Source organism: Aquimarina sp. MAR_2010_214 (genome assembly GCF_002846555.1).
Classification (GTDB): Bacteria; Bacteroidota; Bacteroidia; order Flavobacteriales; family Flavobacteriaceae; genus Aquimarina.
On record NZ_PJMS01000001.1, the window covers coordinates 2,706,066 to 2,727,478 of the forward strand.

At 33.1% G+C, this 21,413-nt stretch carries 9 protein-coding genes and 1 pseudogene; 9 read left to right on the forward strand and 1 reads right to left on the reverse strand.

What is annotated here, in order from left to right; translation table 11 throughout:
- Positions 1–278: 278 nt before the first annotated feature.
- From ATE84_RS11465 to ATE84_RS11495, 7 genes and pseudogenes are all read left to right on the forward strand, one after another.
- Complete coding sequence (locus tag ATE84_RS11465; protein ID WP_233195787.1) at positions 279–1,097, forward strand: sensor histidine kinase; 819 nt, start codon at positions 279–281, stop codon at positions 1,095–1,097.
- Positions 1,097–1,822, forward strand: a complete 726-nt coding sequence (locus ATE84_RS11470) for a LytTR family DNA-binding domain-containing protein (protein ID WP_101448087.1) — start codon at positions 1,097–1,099, stop codon at positions 1,820–1,822. Before ATE84_RS11465 ends, ATE84_RS11470 begins: the two co-directional genes overlap by 1 nt.
- Positions 1,823–1,831: 9 nt before the next feature.
- Positions 1,832–3,651, forward strand: a pseudogene (locus tag ATE84_RS11475) (sodium:solute symporter family protein).
- A complete protein-coding gene (locus ATE84_RS11480) occupies positions 3,648–4,742 on the forward strand; it encodes an acyltransferase family protein (RefSeq protein ID WP_101448088.1) in 1,095 nt (364 codons plus the stop codon). The pseudogene ATE84_RS11475 and the gene ATE84_RS11480 overlap by 4 nt, the downstream one beginning before the upstream one ends.
- 557 nt (positions 4,743–5,299) lie before the next feature.
- A complete protein-coding gene (locus tag ATE84_RS11485; RefSeq protein WP_101448089.1) occupies positions 5,300–7,528 on the forward strand; it encodes a response regulator in 2,229 nt (742 codons plus the stop codon).
- A gap of 231 nt (positions 7,529–7,759) precedes the next feature.
- Positions 7,760–10,435: a glycoside hydrolase family 19 protein gene (locus tag ATE84_RS11490; RefSeq protein WP_143273613.1), complete on the forward strand. Its 2,676-nt coding sequence runs from the start codon at positions 7,760–7,762 to the stop codon at positions 10,433–10,435.
- Between the two features lie 104 nt (positions 10,436–10,539).
- A complete protein-coding gene (locus ATE84_RS11495) occupies positions 10,540–13,155 on the forward strand; it encodes a glycosyl hydrolase family 18 protein (RefSeq protein ID WP_101448091.1) in 2,616 nt (871 codons plus the stop codon).
- A 345-nt stretch (positions 13,156–13,500) separates the two neighbouring features.
- Here ATE84_RS11495 and ATE84_RS11500 read toward each other — a convergent pair whose 3' ends face one another.
- Complete coding sequence (locus tag ATE84_RS11500) at positions 13,501–14,211, reverse strand: LytTR family DNA-binding domain-containing protein (protein ID WP_101448092.1); 711 nt, start codon at positions 14,209–14,211, stop codon at positions 13,501–13,503.
- Positions 14,212–14,629: 418 nt separating this feature from the next.
- Between ATE84_RS11500 and ATE84_RS11505 the strand changes: the two genes are divergently transcribed.
- Together ATE84_RS11505 and ATE84_RS11510 are read left to right on the forward strand one after the other, a co-directional pair.
- The gene (locus ATE84_RS11505) at positions 14,630–17,653 is read left to right on the forward strand and encodes a glycosyl hydrolase family 18 protein (protein ID WP_233195788.1); all 3,024 of its coding nucleotides are present in this window, start codon (positions 14,630–14,632) and stop codon (positions 17,651–17,653) included.
- A gap of 215 nt (positions 17,654–17,868) precedes the next feature.
- Entirely contained in the window at positions 17,869–21,363 is a 3,495-nt protein-coding gene (locus tag ATE84_RS11510) for an Ig-like domain-containing protein (protein ID WP_101448094.1), read from the forward strand.
- Positions 21,364–21,413: the final 50 nt, after the last annotated feature.

Here is a 21,413-nt window from a genome sequence, read left to right on the forward strand (position 1 = left end):
TACATTTTTCAAAAATTTATGTTAAAAAAGAGGTTTTAACTAGTAAGATTTATTGATTTTTTAAAAAGAAGGGTAGAGTGCAAAAGACTATTAAACGAAAATATCATTTATATTTTTGGATTATTTATTTTTTATTCAATGTGATTCGATGGGGGAGTTATTTTAATGATTACTGGTATTCATTAAAATCGAACCTTGTAGAATTTCCTTTACACATCATTTTAGTCTATTTTAATATTTATTTTTTAGTACCTAAATACATATTCAAAAAAAAGTATGTGTATTACGTAGTTTTCTTATGTCTCTCTCTAGGGGTTCATTATATGTTTAGGTCTGGTTTAAATCTATTGTTGGTTACCGAAGATATTTGGCCAGAAGTGGAAGGAAGGCTAGCTCCATTTGGTTTTAATCATATTGTAGCAGTGGCTATAGGAGAATTGTATGTTGTGGGATTAACCTCTGCAATAAAGTATACAGTTGACTTTTTGATTATGCAAAATAAGAATAGAGATTTAAGTGAATTGCAATATAAAACAGAGTTAAAATATTTAAAGGCGCAGATACAACCTCATTTCTTTTTTAATACGCTTAATAGTTTATATGCATTGACGATAAAAAAATCGGATTTAGCACCTAACCTTGTATTGAAACTATCTAACTTTATGAGATATGTGATTTATGATACTAGCAAAAAAAAGCTCCCTCTTTTGCAAGAAATTGATCATATTGATAATTATATTGAACTCGAAAAAATGCGTTACGGTGATCGTGTTGATTCTAGTGTTGATATAAATGGTAATATTGATGATGTAAAAGTAGTACCTATGTTGTTTTTACCATTTATTGAAAATGCTTTTAAGCATGGTCTTAAAAATAACGATAGGATGGAGTTATTAATCTCTTTTGAAAGATTTGAAAACGAACTGATATTTATATCCAAAAATAATTATGAAGAAGAATCTGAAACCAAACAACTTAACGGAATTGGGATAAAGAATGTTAAAAGAAGATTAGAAATACTTTATCCGAGAAAATATACACTTAACATAGCGCAAAAAAATAATGAATATTCAATTTTGCTTAAAATTCCTATATAATGACAATTAAATGTATCATAATTGATGATGAGCCCTTGGCAATTGAAGTTCTTGAATCTTTTTTAAAAGAATTCAAGAACATTCAAATCGTTGATACTTTTAAAAATCCAATAGAGGCATTGTCCATATTAGAACAAGGAGATATTGATGCTGTATTTTTAGATATTAATATGCCAAGGATGAATGGCTTAGAGTTTTTGAAAAGCTTGCAAGAATACCCTCAGGTTATTATTACTACGGCATATAAAGAATATGCATTAGAAAGTTATGAGTTAGAGGTTCTTGATTATTTGGTAAAACCTATTTCTTTCAATCGATTTCTGAAATCTATAAATAAATTAACAGCAAGACTTGTTACTATAAAGAAACATGAGACTTCTGTGGATTTGGTTCAACCAGCACATATTTTCTTAAAAGTGGATAAGAAATTAGTAAAAATTCTTTTAAGTGATATCCTATTTATTGAAAGTTTGAAAGATTATATTAGAGTAAGCACTCTTGAAGATACATTTCTATCTCATAAATCGTTGACTAGTATTAGTGAAGAACTTCCTTCAGAAAATTTTATAAGAATTCATAAATCATATACTATAGCTATAGATAAAGTTAAGTCTATAGAAGGGAACCTTGTTGAGGTAGGAGAAAAAAGAATTCCTATAGGTAGAAATTATGCAGCTCACGCTAAACAACGAATATTAAAAAACAAATCAAATTTATTAAAATAAAACTCAGTAATGGAACTTAGTACCTTAGATTATTCAATTATTATATTTTTCTTTTTAACTACTCTGCTTATTGGTATTATAGTTTCGAAAAGGTCTGGTAAAAGCGCATCAGAATATTTTTTATCAGGAAGAAGTATGCCATGGTGGCTGTTGGGCTTTTCTATGGTCGCTACTACTTTTTCTACCGATACTCCTAATTTGGTAACCGATATTGTAAGGCAGGATGGTGTTGCTGGTAATTGGGTATGGTGGGCTTTTTTATTAACAGGATTACTAACTGTATTTATTTATGCCAGGTTATGGAGGCGATCAAATGTAAATACAGATATGGAGTTCTATGAACTCAGGTACACTGGTAAACCAGCACGTTTTCTTAGAATATTTCGCTCAGTATATCTAGGTGTTATTTTTAATATTCTGGCAATGTCTGGAGTAACATTGGCAGCAATCAAAATTGGGCAGGTAATGCTTGGTTTATCTGCTATAGAAACAGTAGGTTATGCGGCTGTTGTAACAGTAATTTTTAGTGCTTTAGGAGGATTTAAAGGAGTGGTTTACTCTGATTTTTTACTGTTTTTTGTAGCTATGGCAGGTGCAGTAGGTGCCGCTTATTATTGTGTTAATTTACCAGAAGTAAATGGGTTAGAAAATTTGGTTTCTCATCCTAATGTAAAAGATAAACTTTCTCTGGTTCCGGATTTTGATAATAAAGAAGCATTGATTTCTTTACTAGTTATCCCACTGGCAATACAATGGTGGAGTTCTTGGTATCCAGGTGCCGAACCAGGAGGTGGTGGATATATAGCGCAGCGAATGCTCGCGTCAAAAAATGAAAATCATGCAATTGGTGCTACTTTCTTTTTTAATATCATGCATTATGCAATTAGACCGTGGCCTTGGATTATTGTAGCATTGGCTTCTTTAGTAGTATTTCCAGATCTTGCCAGTATACAAGAAGCTTTTCCTGATGTTACTCAGGATAAACTTGGACATGACCTTGCATATTCTGCAATGCTTACAAAATTACCAAGTGGGCTTCTGGGGTTGTAGTAGCATCTTTGATTTCTGCTTATATGTCTACAATATCAACACATTTAAATTGGGGAGCATCTTATATAGTCAACGATGTATATAAACAATACGTTAATAAAGATGCTACAGAAAAAGCTCAGGTAAATATGGGACGGATCGCTACAGTTATATTAATGGCATTAAGTACTTTACTTGCATTAGCACTTACCAATGCAGTTCAAATATTTAAGTATATCTTAATGTTTGGAGCAGGAACAGGATTGATTTTTATTTTAAGATGGTTCTGGTGGAGAATCAATGCATGGAGTGAGATATCGGCTATGTTTTCTTCTGGTATCATTTCGATTTTAATCAGTATACCATATATGAACGGAATTCTGTTTGGCTCAGACACGGTAGAAGGAATTTTTCCTTCATGGTTTCAGTTTCCATTAGTGGTATTAATAACGACTATCATATGGATTTCTGTTACTTTCTTAACCAAACCAGATGATGATGAGGTTCTTTATAAGTTTTATTCTAAAATTCAACCAGGAGGACCCGGCTGGAGTCGTATATTGAAAAAAGCAAAAAGCGAAAATGTTGAGATAATAAACAAACAAGAAAAATGGATGGTACCTTCTGGATTACTGGCAATGGTGCTAGGATGTGTTTTGGTATATGGCGTTCTGTTTTCTATGGGAAGTTGGATTTATGGAGATATAACACAGGCTATTATTCTAACCACGTTATCAATATTAGCTGGTTTTTTACTTGCAAAAGTTTGGAAACGATTAGGTAAAAATTTAGTTTCATGATAAAAAAGCAAAGGGTACAATCTGTTGATTTTTTAAGAGGACTCACCATAATGCTTATGATTCTGGTAAATACACCAGGAGATTGGTCTCATGTATATACACTTTTATTACATGCAGAGTGGAATGGCCTTACCTTGGCAGACTTTGTATTTCCTTTCTTTTTATTCATTGTAGGAATATCCATATCGTTTGTATATAAAGATAAAAAAGGAGATTGGACTATATATAAAAAAATCCTAATGCGCAGCCTAAAATTGGTTGCGCTAGGATTACTTATTAATGTGTTTTTACCTTATTTTCCGTTTATTGAAACTGAAGCGATACGTTTTCCGGGAGTATTACAACGAATAGGTATTATATTTTGTGTAGCATCTATATTGTATCTGAATTGTAATAGAAAACAGTTAATTTTTATTGCTGCCACTATTCTTATTGGGTATTGGATATGGTTGGCATATATTCCATTACCTAATGGAGCTTCTCCTATACTAGAGAGAGGGGTAAATAACTGGGCTAATTATCTTGATTATTTATTGCTTGAAGGACATATTTGGAAACCTGATTATGATCCAGAAGGAATTCTTAGTACACTACCAGCTATAGTAACAACAATTACTGGGATTTTTGTAGGCGAAATTTTGATGAGTGATACAAAACGGAAGCTTGTTTTATTGACAGTAATGGGAGGGGGCTTTATGACTATAGGATATTTATGGAGTATCTTCTTTCCGATCAATAAAGTATTGTGGAGCAGTAGCTTTGTATTGGTAACCTCGGGTTATGCTACTTTGTTTTTAGTGTTATTTCATTATTTTATGGATCATAAAAAACGTGACTTTGGTAGCCTTGTGAAATATGTAGGTGCCAATGCAATTATTATCTATTTTTCATCTATGATACTTGCCAAATCTTTTTACTTAATTAAAGTCAACTCACAAACTTCGATACATCAATTTCTGTTTGAAACGTTTTTTGTGTATCCGTCTATTGATAAACCACTATCTTCCTTTTTTTATGCATTAGTTGTCGTTGCTTTTTATACTCTTTCAGCATATTTTTTATACAAAAAAAAGATATTTATTAAAGTCTAGTTTTAGTAATAATAGTAAAAACAAGATAAAGAATATCATGAGAAATTAAGGTGATTGATGATTAACGTGATTTTAAAGTAATAAAATTTAGATAGGTCAAGTGGTTTTTGATAGAAAATTGTATTGATAACAAGTAAATTTTCATTAGAACCCTTGTTATCCATAACTTATTCAGGAGCTATACAATTTTTCCCTACATCATCTAAATTTCTATGATAAAACCATTCAAATTGACTTTTTTTTTGAATAAAGGCCTTACATCTAACTTAGAATAACTAGAATATTTCGTATTTAAAAACACTTTTTAATATATATATAATGTTAAATTTTAAAAAATAAAGCTTATTTTTATTAAAATTTGATAGAAAATAAACTTTGTGAGAGTTGTGATAATTACCCCCCTTTCTTGTTTTAAATCTACTTAATAGAGAATGTTTTAGGTTTGTTATTCATGGTTGCAATTATCGTGGGTAATGTGATCTAATGGTATTTGGGTTAATTTTAAATATCGGGCAATGAAATAGCACTCTAAGCTAAAAGGTAAAACAAGACGTTTTATGAAAAGAAATATACTCACTTCAATAACTTTTATTTTAATATTCTTTTTCATTATTAATGTAAAAAAAGTATATGGTTTCTCTTTTGTACAAGAAGAGAATGTTCTAATCCAAAATTTAGATTCTATAGAATATTGGATTGATCATAGTTATATAAATAATGCTTTTCAAATAATAGATAAAACCGAAAAATTAGCATTAGAGAGTAAAAATAAAAAACATATAGCTCGGGTTTATAGATTACGTAGCGGCTTGTATATCTCTGTTCAGGATTTAGAAGGATTTGAAACGTATCTCAAAAAAGCTACAATCTTACAAAAACAAGTACAAGATCAGTATGGCGAAATTTATTTAGATAATCTCTGGGGGTTATATCATAAAATAGTATCAAAGGATAATGATAAAGCAATTTTTTACTTAAAAAAAGCAATAGATGGAGCAGAAAAATATAAGTACGAAGAGCAAAGTATTGATATGCTGGTAAATCTAACTTCTGTTTATTATCGAAATGCAGATTGGAAAAACTGTTATGAGGTCTCTGAAAAAGCCATAGAACTTGCCAAAAAATATCATAAAGATATAAGGTTATTATATCTGTATTATCGAATTGGTACGGCATGCTCAAGAACAAATAGATATGATGAAGCGCTTCTTTTCTTTAGAAAAGGAGAAGAGATTGCGAGACGAGAAATAGACTCAGCAAAGACAACCAATTTTTCCAATCATACACTTTATCTTGCTGGTATTGCTTCAGTATATGATCAAAAAGAAGAATACAAATTAGCAAATGATTACTATAAAGAATTTATTCGAGAGCAATCAGAACAGAATAATATTTTTCTTGAAAAGTATGCTAAAGATATAAAAGCATATAAAGAACTTCAGTTGAAACAAAAAGATAATGAAAGGATTCTTGCAGAAAATAAGTACCAACAGACTAGATTAAAACTTAATGAATATTTATTGATATCAGGAGGTGTGATTATAGTTATTCTAATTCTTTTGATCTTACTTCAATATAAAAATTCTAGGCTAAAAACAGAAAACAACTCACTTTTACAAGAGAAAAATGTAGAATTGCTAAAGGCAAAAAATAAAGTAGAAGAAGCTTATAAACAGAAAACATTGTTTATAAATAATATAACTCATGAATTAAGAACCCCTCTTCATGCAATAAATGGCATTTCACATTTATTAGAGCATAAAGAATCTGATGAAGACCAGCGAAAAAAGCAGTTAGATATATTACAATTTTCAGGCAAATATCTATTAAGGTTCATTAATGATATTATTGAATTAAATAGATCAGATGAAGGGTATAAAATTTCTTTGAAAAAACATCTTTTTGATCCTACCCAATTAATTAATACAATTAAAGAATCTCTCAAATTCTTTATTATTGGAGAAAATAATAATGTTTTTAAATTTCTATTTGGTGAAAAATTGCCTATGAAACTTTTGGGTGATCCTGACCATTTATCAAGAATTATTATTAGTATTCTTTCAAATACTTCTAGATACATAAATGGAGGTATTATAGAGTTTTCTGTAGAACCCTTTTTTACAAAAGAAAATACAAGCACTATTTTATTTTCAGTGAAGAGTGAAGATTTATATTTCCCTAAGGAAAAACAAGAAGAATTACATAGAGCCTTTATAGAAAACCAATCCGCAATTTTTACTTCTTTGTCTGATGAAAATAATCTGCTTACTCTCGAACTGGTAATAGCTAATAAATTACTTCTTCAGTGTAATAGCAAATTAGACTTTATATCCAATGAAATAGAAGGTACAGTTTTTAGTTTTCAAATATCCTTCGAACAAGTAGAAGAGAGAATGGAACAAACAGAACATAGTATTAAAAAAAATGAAGATGTAAAGATTTTGGTTGTAGAGGATAATAGGGTCAATCAATTAATTACACGAAAAATCATAACTAATTTTGGTTATCAATGTGAAATAGCTTCAGATGGTTATGAAGCATTGAAAATGACAGAAAATAATGATTATGATCTTATTTTTATGGATATAATGATGGAAGGTATTGATGGATTTGAAACAACAAAACAAATCCGTAAATCAGATGAAAAAACTCCAATTATTGCCTTGACAGCTATTTCTGAAGCAGAAAATAAGGAAGACTTTGTAGATGCTGGGATTACCAAAGTGATTAATAAACCTTTTGAACCAGAAATATTACTTGAACAAATTCAATTTACGATATCTTAATAACTAATACGCTATACAAACTGATATATTCTTTTTTGTTGATTATTTTTTTATAAAACTGCATAAATTATAATTTTAATATCCATTTGTTGTCGATCTGATGGTTTTTGTGTGTCAAAAAGTGTTACTCGTATATTTTATTTCTTCAAAAGAACTTAAATATGGTACTTTATTATCTGGTTTCTAAATAACTAAAAGAAAACCAATAGCTTAACACAAAAACTTTTAATAATGACACGCAAACTCACTACTCCAAAAACCCATTGGATTTTATGTAGGAAATCATGGATAATGATTTTTACAGTATTATTTTTTACAACTAATTTAACCTTTTCTAAAAACCATAACACATACTCAGAAATATCAAAAACAACTTACCTTTTTTCTTTAGATGAGTCTTCAGCTACAGCCAAACCACTACAAGTGAGTGAACTGATAAATAAAGATTTATGGAACACTTTATTTCCATATCGTTTTGGTGCTAAAGACACAGGTAATGGCTGGGAATTGGATCCTAAAGATGATTTTTACACATTTGATTCATTCATTGAAGCAATTAATAGGATGAGTAAGATTAAAGTGGTTTTTGAGAGAAGATGTGGTACGAATGCTTATAGAGTTACCCGTACCGATAAAACCACAGGTGTATCAAAAGTGATTCGTACAGATGTAGATTTTGATGCTCCAAGAAATGCAGAAAAAGAAATTGTTATAAATGAAGTAGATTATGGATCTTTTTTAGAAGAAGGTAATCTTGAAACCAGAAAAAGAGAAATTACTGCTTTTTTTGCAAATATTTCTCATGAAACTACAGGAGGATGGGCAACTGCTCCCGGAGGACAATTCTCTTGGGGATTACATTTTCGCGAAGAACCCACAAATGCATCATATGCATATCCAGACACAAACTATCCGCCAACTCCGGGTAAATCCTATAAAGGAAGAGGGCCTATACAATTATCCTATAATTATAATTACGGCCCTGCAAGCGAATTTATATTTGGAGACAAGCAAATATTATTAGATAACCCAGAAAAAGTAATTGAAGATGCAGCTTTAGCTTTTCAGACTGCTATCTGGTTTTGGATGACACCACAATATCCTAAGCCATCTGCTCATGATGTAATGGTAAATAAATGGGTGCCTAATGAACTGGATAAAACAAAAAATAGAGTTCCAGGACTTGGTATGACTGTAAATATAATTAATGGAGGTGTAGAATGTGGACAAGGGACAGAAAAGCCTCAAGTGTTAGATAGAATAGGATACTACGAAAGGTTTACAGAGATTTATCAAATAGGGACAGATATGGATGGTGTTCATGATTTGTCAGACTGTGGATGTAAAGATATGTCTAAGTACGGAGGAGACTCTGCCGATTTAACAGCTGAACCATGTGCACAAAAACCTCAAATTACGTTTACCTCTCCAAAAAATAACGAATTAATTGAGCAAGCTACTTTATCTGCGGTTTCAGTTTCTTTAACTATAGACGAAAAAGACACAAAATTGGTCAGTGCAACTACTTCTGTAGATAATCAAACTTTTGAAGGAGTTTCATTTAGTTGGACACCATCGAAGTATGCCAGTCATACATTAACTACTACTGCAAAATTTGAAAATGGGACTACTGCTACTTCTTCTATTAAAGTTACTATTTGGGATGGAGTAAATCTGGATTGTCAAGAAGTTGCAGAGTGGAAAGAAACAAGAATTTATAAAGACAAAGGTACTTTTGTAAAGTATAATAATAAAGTATATAAAAATAAGTGGTACGCTGATAGTAGTAATGTTCCTGGAAGTGATGGTGTATGGGAATTGGTGAAAGAATGTGGTGTGTCTAACGGTTCTGCTCCTGTTATAACATGGGAGTCACCTAGTAGTGGACAGGTTATAGAACAAAATGAACTTTCAGCAATTACCTTAAAAGCTAGTGCTACCGATGCCGATGGTACAGTGCAATCTTTTGTATTTAAGTATAATGGTGCAGATATTAGTGCTACTTCTACGGGAAATAACTATTCTGCTAGTTTTACTCCAACAGCATTTGGAGAGATTACCATTACGGCAGTTGCTACAGATAATGAAAATAAAACTTCAGAAAAAATAATTTCTTTTACTGTCAAAGAAAAAACGATTGGAGGAAATAATAATGCTCCTACTGTAAGTATAACTTCTCCGGGAGATAATACCTCTTTTGAAGCTGGAACCTCTGTTTCTATAACTGTAGATGCGTCTGATAATGACGGCACGATTGCAAAAGTAGAATTCTTTAATAATGGTAGTAAAATAGGAGAAAATAACTCTAGTCCTTTTAGTTATACACTCGAAAACGTTGTAGCAGGGAATTACTCTTTAACGGCAAAAGCAACAGATAACCAAGGGGCGTCTTCAACTTCTACTGCGGTAAAAATTACCGTAACTAGTGGTGGAGGAAGTGGTAATTGTGTAGATATACAACAATATGTTGCAGGTACTTCTTATGGGTTAAATGATGAGGTGGTAAATGAAGGAGAAAAATTTAGTTGTGATATCCCTGGTTGGTGTTCATCTACTGCAGCATGGGCATATGCTCCTGGTACTGGAGCTCACTGGCAAATGGCTTGGACAAAAACCGGAGCTTGTGGTAAAAATAATTTGCAAGTAGGAGCAAAAGGGTATACCGTGTATCCTACTGTAACGAAAGATATTGTGAATCTTACAATACATACAAAAAACAGATCCTTGATACGTATAGGCCTGTATGATTTTTCTGGGAAATTAATGTACTCACAAACTTTTAGCGAGTTACAAAAAAATACCAAAAAAATGTTTTCTCAAGATGTATCACATCTTAAAAATGGGCTTTATGTATTCAAAATTCAAGTAGATAAGAATATTTACTTTGAAAAAATCCTAAAGAAATAAATCTTCTTTAAAACCTCTTTTTAGGGTAGTTGAAACATAAAATTTCGACTACCCTGAATGAGTGGTGTTTTGCAAATTCAAAAAATTAATTAATTACACACGTCATGAAAAAAATCTTTATCTTTTTTAGTGCTTTTTTTTGTGCTCTGTTGATGCAGGCACAATACAATTTTCCTACCTGTTCTGTAGAGTGGGATGCAAGTAAAGTTCCTTATAAACAAGGACAAGAAGTTTCTTATAATAATATTAATTATAAGTGTAAATATTACACCAATGATGCTCCAGGTGCTGGTTCATGGGAGCTAATAGGTCCATGTGGTGATGGAGGATTGGGGCCAGATTTTTCTGGTAAACAACGTATTATTGGGTATTTGCCTACATGGGTTGCCGATTATGATATCAAAAATAAATTCAACCCAGAGGTAGTGACACATTTAAACATTTCTTTTTTAATGTTTAAACAAAACAATAACGATTATAATAGTGCAAATTTTGCTTCTGTATCTTTTGATGAATTTCAATCTAGAAAAGTAGATTCTGTTCTTAATGATTTGGGAGTTCTTAAAAAAGCTAAAGCCAAAGGAGTAAAAGTCTCTGTTGCATTAGGAGGAGCCACTGATTATGCGTTTTTGTGGTTAATGACTAAGTACCAAAATAACGATAGCAAATTGGATGAAATAGCAACATTAATAGCTAACTATGTAACTCAAAATGACCTGGATGGTGTTGATTTAGATATGGAATGTTGGTGGAAAGACGCAGCTATTAGTGGGACTTCTGATCAAGGAGGAAGAGTAAGAGGAAGCAAATGGGGAGATGCTGATAAAGGACCTCACCCTGCCGGTGTTGGATTAAAAAAATTAAGCCAGAAACTAAGAGCCAAAATACCTAATAAATTAATTACAGCTGCCGTATTCGGAACATCTTGGTATGGAAATAACTATGATGGTGGTATGGCTGACTATATGGATTGGATTGGTCTTATGTCTTACGACTTTACAGGATCTTGGGATAAATCACCAGAAGGACCGCACTCTTCTCTTTATAAAGTAGAACAAGGAACTTATTCAGGACAAACTGCAGATAATCCTATTTATTCTGCACAAGATGCATTAGAATATTGGATGGGATTTGCTCCTCCGGCATGGAATCATACAGGAGGTTTTAATGTGCCAAAAGCAAAATTGGCGTTTGGATTACCTGTTTATGGGTATGATTTTTCTGAAAAGAAACCTAATGGAGGTAACGGAGCCAAATTTGTTCCTTATAAGGATATCATAAAAGATTATGCTGACGCAGCCACAAGTTACGATCCTAAAGATGCTAAAAAACTAAGAGGGTACATAGGGAAAGATGGAAAAAAGATATATTATAATACTCCAAAATTAGCTGCCGAAAAAATTAAGTATTCTAAGCAATATGGCCATCAAGGGTTGATTGTATGGGAGCTGACACAAGATGCCGATTATAATTCGTCTTCAAGTATTCTTAAAGCCGTAAATGAAGCCGCAGGAAATACCAATCCTATAAACAATTCACCAACAGTGGTATGGGAAGCCCCTACCAATGGACAAATTATCGAATTAACCGAATTGTCTCCAATTACATTGAAAGCTAGCGCTACAGATTCTGATGGAACTATTCAGTCTTTTACGTTTAAGCATAATACCACTAACATTAGTGCTACGGCAAATGGAAGTAATTATACTGCTAGTTTTACTCCAGCAGCTTTTGGTGAAGTAACATTGATAGCTTCTGCGACGGATAATAAAAATGCAACTTCAGAAAAAACAATTGTTTTTACGGTAAAAGAAAAAGTAGTAGGAGGTAATACACCTCCATCAATAACTATGGCAGAACCAAAAAATTCTGATGTTATTGAGCAAACAGCACTGTCATCAATTCAGTTAAAAGCTACTGTAACAGATGATAATCAGGTTGGTTCTGTTAAGTTTATTGTAAATAATGTTGAAATTACTCCGTCTGCAAATGGTACTCAATATACTACAGACTGGACTCCGTCTGCATTTGGTGATGTATCATATAAAATTGTGGCTACAGATGATCAAGGATTATCTGCAGAAACAACAATTATGTTTACAGTAAAAGAAAAAGTCTCAGGAGGAAACTGTGATGGAGTTGCAGAATGGAAAGCTGATCAGGTATATGCGACAGCAGGACAAAAAGTAAGCTATAATGGTAATATCTATACCAATAAGTGGTGGACAAAAGGGGAAACTCCGGGAAGTAGTTCTGTATGGGAATTTGTTTCTAGTTGTGATGGAGGACCCGGACAAGGAACTGACTTTTGTGGTTTCTCACAATGGGTAGCATCTATTGCTTATAATAGTGGAGATCAAATATACCATAGCCAAAAGATTTATAAAGCCAAATGGTGGACAGAAGGAGATACTCCTGGTAGTAGTTCTGTATGGGGATTTGTATCAGATTGTGCTAAAAACAATACAAATACATCTTCGGTTGCATTTCAAACATTGGTAGATGATGTTATAAAATATAAGATAGAAGTTTCAGAAGTATCATGGGTAAGAATAGATATATATGATATCTATGGTAAATTAATGGACACGAAATCTTTAAAAGAGTATAACGGAAGTAGAGACTTTACACAGGATTTATCTACTCTGAAAAGCGGAATTTATATCTATAAGATTAATATAGGTGGAGAAGTAATCACCAAAAAAATAATTAAAAAGTAGATTCTAAATTTTGCAAAGAATCTAAACAATGTATTGAATAATGAGGGATTGTCAAATTAAGGGTCTTGAAGCATTGATTTGCTAACACAAGCTCAACGATTTTTATCAACGTATTTTTAAGGCCCTGATTTGACAGGTTGATAGTAATATAAACTCCTAACCTCATTGTTATGAAAACAACAGTTCGATTTATTGCAAATGTAACTGGCAATAAAAATGAAGATGTAGTTAGAAAATACGGTACTAAACGGTATGCCGATTAAATTTTGTTTGTTATGTTATGATAGATGACATCATCTATACATACTAAAGATCCGGGGTGTGTTCCCGGATCTTTTTTTTGATTTAAATAGTAACTCCATCTATAATTTTACCTTTAACCTTCTTTATATAATTTCTTCCTATGGGAAGTAATTTATCATCGATTTCGATACAATTTTTATCAATTGCTTTAATTTTATTAATTGCGATAGTATATGATCTATGGATTCTTATAAAAAGGTATTCTGGTAGTAATTTGGTAATTGCAGATAGATTATAATGCGTTACATAATCTTTATGGTTTGTTTTTACGATAACATAATCTTTAAGACTTTTTATATATAAAATATCTTCAAAATAGATTTTTATCATTTTCTTATCGACTTTAATAAAAATATGATCTTCTAATTGAGATGTATGCGATGGCTTATTTGTATTATTTAATGTTCTGGATATTTTATGTAAAGATTTTACCAATCTCTTTAGAGAAATTGGTTTTATTAAATAGTCGATGACACCTAGTTCAAATCCTTGTACGGCATACTCTTCATAAGAAGAAGTTATAATAATGAGAGGAGGATTGTCTATGCTTTTAATAAACTCTAACCCATTAACCATGGGCATGTAAATGTCAACAAAAATTAGATCAACCGAATTTTTATGAATAAAATCAAATGCATCAACAGCATTATTGCAGCAGAAAGCTACCTCAAAATGTTCAAAATATTCTAAGTGTTTTTTTAAAATGTTGATCGCCAATGGGTCATCGTCAACAAGTAAACATTTTACTTTCATTCTATAAGTTTTTTAGCAGTTATTTTATGGGCAAATAGTGGTTTTTATTCTTTTTACTTATAAATATATCATACTTTCTATTTGGGTATGTAACCAGATTTATTCTTTTTTATTGTTTCCTTTTATAATAGCTTTTATATAATAACCTCTTTTTCCTATAGAAATTATAGAATATATTCAATATGCAGCTTATTCCTGTTTTCCTTCCGAAAATCTACATTTTTATGTCATTCAGCTAATTAGTTTTTTTAAACTGCCAGTTATTTCTACTTTTTCATTGAAAACTAAAACGTTTTCGATAGTAATAACACAAACCATTTATAACTTAAGGTAAAAAATTATGAGAAAATTAAACCAAATTTTTAAAGTCTGGTGCTTTCAAAAATTGTATTTGAAAGTGTCTTTGCTTTTAACTTTCATGTGTATTTCAAGCACAGCTTTTGCGCAAGTAAATACAGGAGGAAATGCAACTACAGCTGATCACCAAAAACAGGTTATAGGATATATTACAAACTGGGATGCTTGGAAAAACAGTAAGGCAGGAGTACCTGAGGCGGGAGCTCTAACACATTTAAATATTGATTATTCTAAATATACTATTCTGAATTTTTCGTTTTTTGGAGTAGCTCGTGATGGTTCTTTACATAGTGGAGATCACAGGAATAAAAAAATCTATCAAGAAGGTGTGACTCAAGAACCTGCAGATTTATTCTATACAGATTTGTATAGTAGTTGGGATCTACATCTTTTATTCGGAGAGTTAGAATATGTAAATTATGTAAATGAAGACATAAAAAAACGTGCAGAAGCTCAAGGATTTCAGGTAGAAGTAGGAGCTAGCACTTGGACACACCCAGTTTGGGGATTAAGTGGAGGATTACCTTTACCTCTTAAAAAAGAAAACGGAGCTCTAGGGTTATTAGATCTTGCACACCAAAAAGGAGTGAAAGTGATGGCCTCTATTGGTGGATGGAGTATGTGTAAGCATTTTCCTGAAATGGCTGCCGATCCGGTAAAAAAAGCCAAGTTTATAGAAGATTGTAAAAAATTAATTTCTATAGGGTTTGATGGAATTGATCTGGATTGGGAATATCCAGGACCTTATTCAGGAATGAATTTTACAGGTACACAGGCGGATTTTGCAAATTTCGAATCACTGGTACAAGACATACGTACTGCGATTGGTGCTGATAAATTAATTACTGCTGCAATGTCTGCAGATCCAAGAAAATTAGAAGCATTCGACTGGTCAAAATTGGCTGGAAGTATGGATTACTTTAATATGATGACTTACGATTTTAATGGAGGTTGGTCTAATAAAGCAGGACATAATGCACCAGTATATCCATATACAGATGCAGAAGTTTCTTTCTTTAACTGGCAATCTACTTTACAAAAATTAGTAGAGAAGGGTGTTCCTAAAAGTAAAATATGTTTTGGAGCTCCTTTTTATGGAAGAGGAGTTATTACCGAAGGAAATGCAGATCTTAATGTGAAAACAATAAAAAGAGCAGAAACGGTACAACCTGACGGACCTATACAAACAGCAGCAGATTACACAAACTGGCCAAAAGATGTATATGATGGTACACCAAATCATTTCTTTATTAAACAAAAAGCATTAGCACCAAATAGCGGATGGACAAGAAAGTGGGATGACGAAGCTAAAGTTCCTTATCTGGTAAATGGTAAATATTTTTTAAGCTATGATGATGAAGAATCTGTAGGAATAAAAGCTCAATTTATTAATGATAATGAATTAGGAGGTACTATTATTTGGACCGTTTATGGCGATCTTGAATTTGGAGGTACAGCAACTTCTTTTGGTAGAAAACTTAAAAGATGGTCAAATGTGAAATCTCCTTTAGTTAACAAAATGAATGAAGTGTTCGCTAATGGATCTACAGGGGGTAACAAGTTGCCAATAGTAGCCATTACAGCTCCTAATAATAACGATTCTTTTAATGAAGGAGCTACTATTGTAGTAAAAGCAGATGCATCAGACCCTGATGCTGATGGTAGTATTACAAAAGTTGAATTTTATAATGGGACTACTAAACTTGGAGAAGACACTACCGCACCATATGAGTACTCATGGACAAATGTTGTTGCAGGTAGCTATACAATTACAGCTAAAGCTACAGATAATAAAAATGGAAGTACTATTTCTGCAGCAGTTTCGATATCTGTAATAGGAGATACAACAAATACACCACCTGTGGTGAATATAACAGCACCAGCTAATAATGCAACTTTTACAGCAGGAGCTACTATTGTAGTAAAAGCAGATGCGTCAGATCCTGATGCAGATGGTAGCATTACAAAAGTTGAGTTTTATAATGGTACAACTCTACTAGGAGAAGATACTACTGCACCATATGAATATTCATGGGCAAATGTTGCTAAAGGAAATTATACATTAACAGCTAAAGCAACAGATAATAAAAATGCTGAAACAACATCTTCTTCTATTGCTGTAGTTGTAAATGGTGGTACTGTAGATAATTGTAGTAGTTTTCCAACATGGTCTGCCTCAGATGTATATACAGCAGGTAAAGATGTAAAATATAATAATGTACAATACCAAGCTAAATGGTGGACACAAAACCAAAACCCAGAAACAAATTCAAACGCTGGTGGAGTATGGAAAAAGATAGGGCCTTGTGATAATAGTGGAGGAGGAGATAATGTTCCTCCAACAGCGAGTATTACAGCTCCAGCTAATAATGCATCATTTGTAGAAGGAACTGCTGTAGCTATAACAGCAGATGCTAGTGATAGTGGATCGGTTACAAAGGTTGAATTCTATAATGGTACAACGCTACTAGGAGAAGATACTACTGCACCATATGAATATTCTTGGACAAATGTTGCTGTAGGTACATATACAATAACTGCAAAAGCAACAGATAATGAAGGTGCAAATACGACTTCTACAGCGATATCAATTAAAATCACTAAAAAAGTTGGTGGAGGAAATAATAATTGCCAAGGAGTTTCACAATATGTTGCGGGTACTTCATATAACAAAGATCAGGAAGTACAAAATGAAGGTGAAAAATTTAAATGTAACATCCCTGGTTGGTGTTCTTCTGCTTCAGCATGGGCGTATGCACCGGGTACCGGAGCACACTGGCAAGATGCTTGGTCAAAGACAGGAGACTGTACAGGTACAGCAAGAAATTCTAAGGTTAAAGTATTTCCGAATCCTGCTGAAAATGGTATCATAAATGTGATGATAAATTCTAGAAAGTCTAACTCTGATTTTAGATTTGAAGTACATTCTCTTAGCGGAGCTACATTATTAGATTTTAAAAATAATGTGATGAATGGAGAGAATGGTAAAACATTTGATATCAGTCCTTTAAAATCTGGCCTGTATTTATATACTATTACTATAGGAAAAGAAAAGGAATATGGTAAGATGAAAGTGTCAAATTAATTTAAAATAGTTTTTGAAACCATAAAAGGGTCTTTCTTTTACCCTTTTATGGTTACTATTAAGAATTCTACTACATAAATTACGATTACAGATTTTTGAAGGGTTGAATAGAATACTATCTATCAACCTATTTTGCGTTTTGATATTTTTGAATTTCAAACTCGTCAATTCGAGTACTTGAATACTTCGATGTAACTTTTAAATACACTAAAATTATGTTTAAAAAAAGAATAAACTCAATAAATTTTATTACAATTAATTGTTCATGGCGACAGTTACTTTGTACGACCTTATTTCTAACAGTAATTCTATCTGTTTTCCCTCATGGCACAGTAACATACCCGCCAAGTCGTGTTTGGAATTGTTTTCAGGAAAACCCCGAAAGCCCAGATTCTGCAGCTTGTATTGCAGCAGTAGCCTCTCATGGCACGCAGCCATTATATGATTGGAGTGAAATTAATCAAGCGAATGCTAATGGTGATCATAGGAAATATGTGATGGATGGAAACCTGGCTAGTGGTGGCAGACCTAATAAATACGGAGGTATGGATCAAGTTAGATCTGATTGGGTGTCGACACAAGTCTCCCCAGGGCCATTTACAGTTACTTGGACAAATCATGCTCCTCATGCAACTGAATATTATGAAGTTTATATAACCAAAGAAAGCTGGACACCTGATCAGCCATTAACGTGGGATAGTCTTGTGCTTTTAGTACGAACATCTCCAAGTGCACCAGAAAGGGTTGTTAATATTCCGGTAACACTTCCTGTTAGAACAGGTAAACATGTTATTTATAGTGTTTGGCAAAGATCAGACAGTCCAGAAGCATTTTATTCGACTAGTGACATCAATTTTGATGGAGGAGGTACTGATACGCAGGCACCTTCTACCCCTACTGGTTTAGGGGCATCAAATGCTACACAAACTACAGCCGATCTTGCCTGGAGTGCTGCTACCGATAATGTAGCTGTAACGGGATATGATATATACCAGGGAAGTACTGTTATTACTACTGTAACAGGGACTTCATATCAAGTAACCGGATTAACAGAAAACACCTCGTATTCTTTTAGAATAAAAGCGAAGGATGCTGCAAATAATCAATCTGGTTTTAGCAATACTGCAACTGCAACTACACTTCCTGATACCGGAGGAGGAAACTGTGGAGGATTACCACAATATGTTGCGGGAACTTCATATAGCAAAGATCAAGAAGTACAAAATGAAGGAGAAAAATTTACATGTAATATTCCAGGATGGTGCTCTTCAGCGGCAGCTTGGGCATATGCACCGGGTACCGGAGCTCATTGGCAAGATGCATGGTCAAAAACAGGAGATTGTAGTGGCGGTACTCCTAATACGAGCCCTACCGTAAGTATTACTTCACCAAACAATAATAGCTCGTTTCAAGAAGGAGTATCTGTAACAATATCTGCTAATGCAGCAGATGCAGATGGTACAGTATCCAAAGTTGAGTTTTATAATGGAACCACAAAATTAGGAGAAGATGTTTCTAGTCCTTACGAATATGTTTGGCAAAATGTCTCTGCAGGAAATTATGCAATAACTGCGAAAGCTACAGATAACCAAGTAGCATCGACTACATCCTCGGTAGTAAATATTACAGTTAATGGGGTTAATAACGCTACTCCAACAGTTGCGATTACTTCACCAAATAATAATGATTCTTTTAATGAAGGAACTTCAATCTCTATTACTGCAAATGCTTCTGATAGTGACGGAACGATTTCTAAAGTTGAGTTTTATAATGGAACCACAAAATTAGGAGAAGATACTACTAGTCCTTATGCGTATACGATTGCTAATGCATCTGTAGGAAATTATACGTTGACTGCCAAAGCAACGGATAATGGCGAAGCGACTTCAACTTCTTCTGTAATTTCAATTTCGGTTACTGCAGTAGGAAATGGTAATTGCGATGGATTACCACAATATGTTGCGGGTACTTCGTATGGTAAAGATCAAGAAGTACAAAATGAAGGTGAAAAATTTAAATGTAATATCCCTGGTTGGTGTTCGTCTGCTTCAGCATGGGCCTATGCACCGGGTACCGGAGCACACTGGCAAGATGCTTGGTCAAAAACTGGCGATTGTGGAGGAGGAACAGGAAACTCTCCTGTAGTAAATATCACATCTCCTTCAAATGGAGCTACATACACAGCTGGAAACGCTATCGTTATTAATGCAACAGCAACTGATGACGGAACTGTTACCAAAGTAGCGTTTTTTGATGGAAGTGTAAAACTAGGAGAAGATACAACTACTCCCTATGCTTATACTATTTCTAATGCGCAATCTGCTAGTTATTCTTTAACAGCCGTAGCAACAGATAATGATAATAACCAAACTACTTCGGATGTTGTTACTGTAAGAAAGAAAGTCGAAGGAGGAAATGGTAATTTACCAGGTAAAATTTTGGTAGGGTACTGGCATAATTTTGATAACGGATCTACTACACCAAAACTTAGTGAAGTATCTAGAGATTGGGATGTGATTTGTATCGCTTTTGCAGAACCTAAAAGAGGAAGTAATGCAGATATGCAGTTTAGTCCTTATGAAATTTATGGAGGAAATACACAAGCATTTATTGATGATGTTGCTACTGTAAGAAGTAGAGGACAAAAAGTATTAATCTCTATAGGTGGAGCAAATGCTAAGGTCGAATTAACGAATGAAAATGAGAAGAATGAATTTGTTAGTTCTATGACTAGTATTATCAATACATATGGTTTTGATGGGTTGGATATTGATTTAGAAGGTAATTCTCTTGCTCTAGCTAGTGGAGATACAGATTTCAGGAACCCAACCACAACGAAGATCAAAAATCTTATTGCTGCTACAAAAACAATTAGAAGTAATGTAGGAGCAGACAGGTTTATATTGAGTATGGCGCCAGAAACAGCTTATGTTCAAGGTGCTTATGGAAATTACTCTGGAATTTTTGGAGCATATTTACCTGTGATTCATGCGTTACGTAATGAAATGAATTATATACATGTGCAGCATTATAATACAGGATCTATGAATGGAAGTGATGGGAAAATATATCAACCGGCAACTGCAGATTTTCATGTAGCCATGGCAGAAATGTTGATTACTGGTTTCCCCGTTGCGCAAACAGGACTTACATTTCCAGGTCTTAGAGCAGATCAGGTAGCTATTGGTTTACCTGCAACTACTCAAGCTGCAGGAAGTGGATATACTTCTGAAGCTGTAGTTCAACAAGCATTAGATTATTTAATCAAAGGAGTTTCTTATCCAGGAAGAACCTATACAACTAGTTCTACCTATCCTGCTTTTAGAGGTTTGATGACTTGGTCTATAAATTGGGATTTAGTGAATAACTCTAGCTTCTCTTCAAGTCATAGAGCATATCTAGATGGGTTAGGTGCTAGAACCGCTATAGCCAATACGAAAAGTAGTGTAGGAAAAGTGTTCCCTAACCCTGTTTCTGGAAACGAAATTAGTATTGTTTTAGATAGTACTATTTCTAAATCAGGTTCTGATTATTTCAGATTCCAGATATTTAATACTAACGGAATTGAAGTTTATAATTTTCAAGATGATAAGCTTCAAAGAGGAGAAAGTGTTAAGAGTTTTGATATAGGAGAACTAGAATCAGGAATGTATTTCTATACGATTTCAGTTTCTAAAAACAAAACAACTGGTAAAATAATCAGGGAGTAATTCATTCTGATTTTATAAATGTAATACTTAAAATGGAGTCCAGATATCTG

Excerpts from the sequence above, each read along its gene's own strand:
- ATE84_RS11470 (WP_101448087.1), top strand. The coding sequence starts at position 1,097 with ATGACAATTAAATGTATCATAATTGATGATGAGCCCTTGGCAATTGAA.
- ATE84_RS11480 (WP_101448088.1), top strand. The coding sequence starts at position 3,648 with ATGATAAAAAAGCAAAGGGTACAATCTGTTGATTTTTTAAGAGGACTC.
- ATE84_RS11485 (WP_101448089.1), top strand. The coding sequence starts at position 5,300 with ATGAAAAGAAATATACTCACTTCAATAACTTTTATTTTAATATTCTTT.
- ATE84_RS11490 (WP_143273613.1), top strand. The coding sequence starts at position 7,760 with ATGACACGCAAACTCACTACTCCAAAAACCCATTGGATTTTATGTAGG.
- ATE84_RS11495 (WP_101448091.1), top strand. The coding sequence starts at position 10,540 with ATGAAAAAAATCTTTATCTTTTTTAGTGCTTTTTTTTGTGCTCTGTTG.
- ATE84_RS11500 (WP_101448092.1), bottom strand. The coding sequence starts at position 14,211 with ATGAAAGTAAAATGTTTACTTGTTGACGATGACCCATTGGCGATCAAC.
- ATE84_RS11505 (WP_233195788.1), top strand. The coding sequence starts at position 14,630 with ATGTGTATTTCAAGCACAGCTTTTGCGCAAGTAAATACAGGAGGAAAT.
- ATE84_RS11510 (WP_101448094.1), top strand. The coding sequence starts at position 17,869 with ATGTTTAAAAAAAGAATAAACTCAATAAATTTTATTACAATTAATTGT.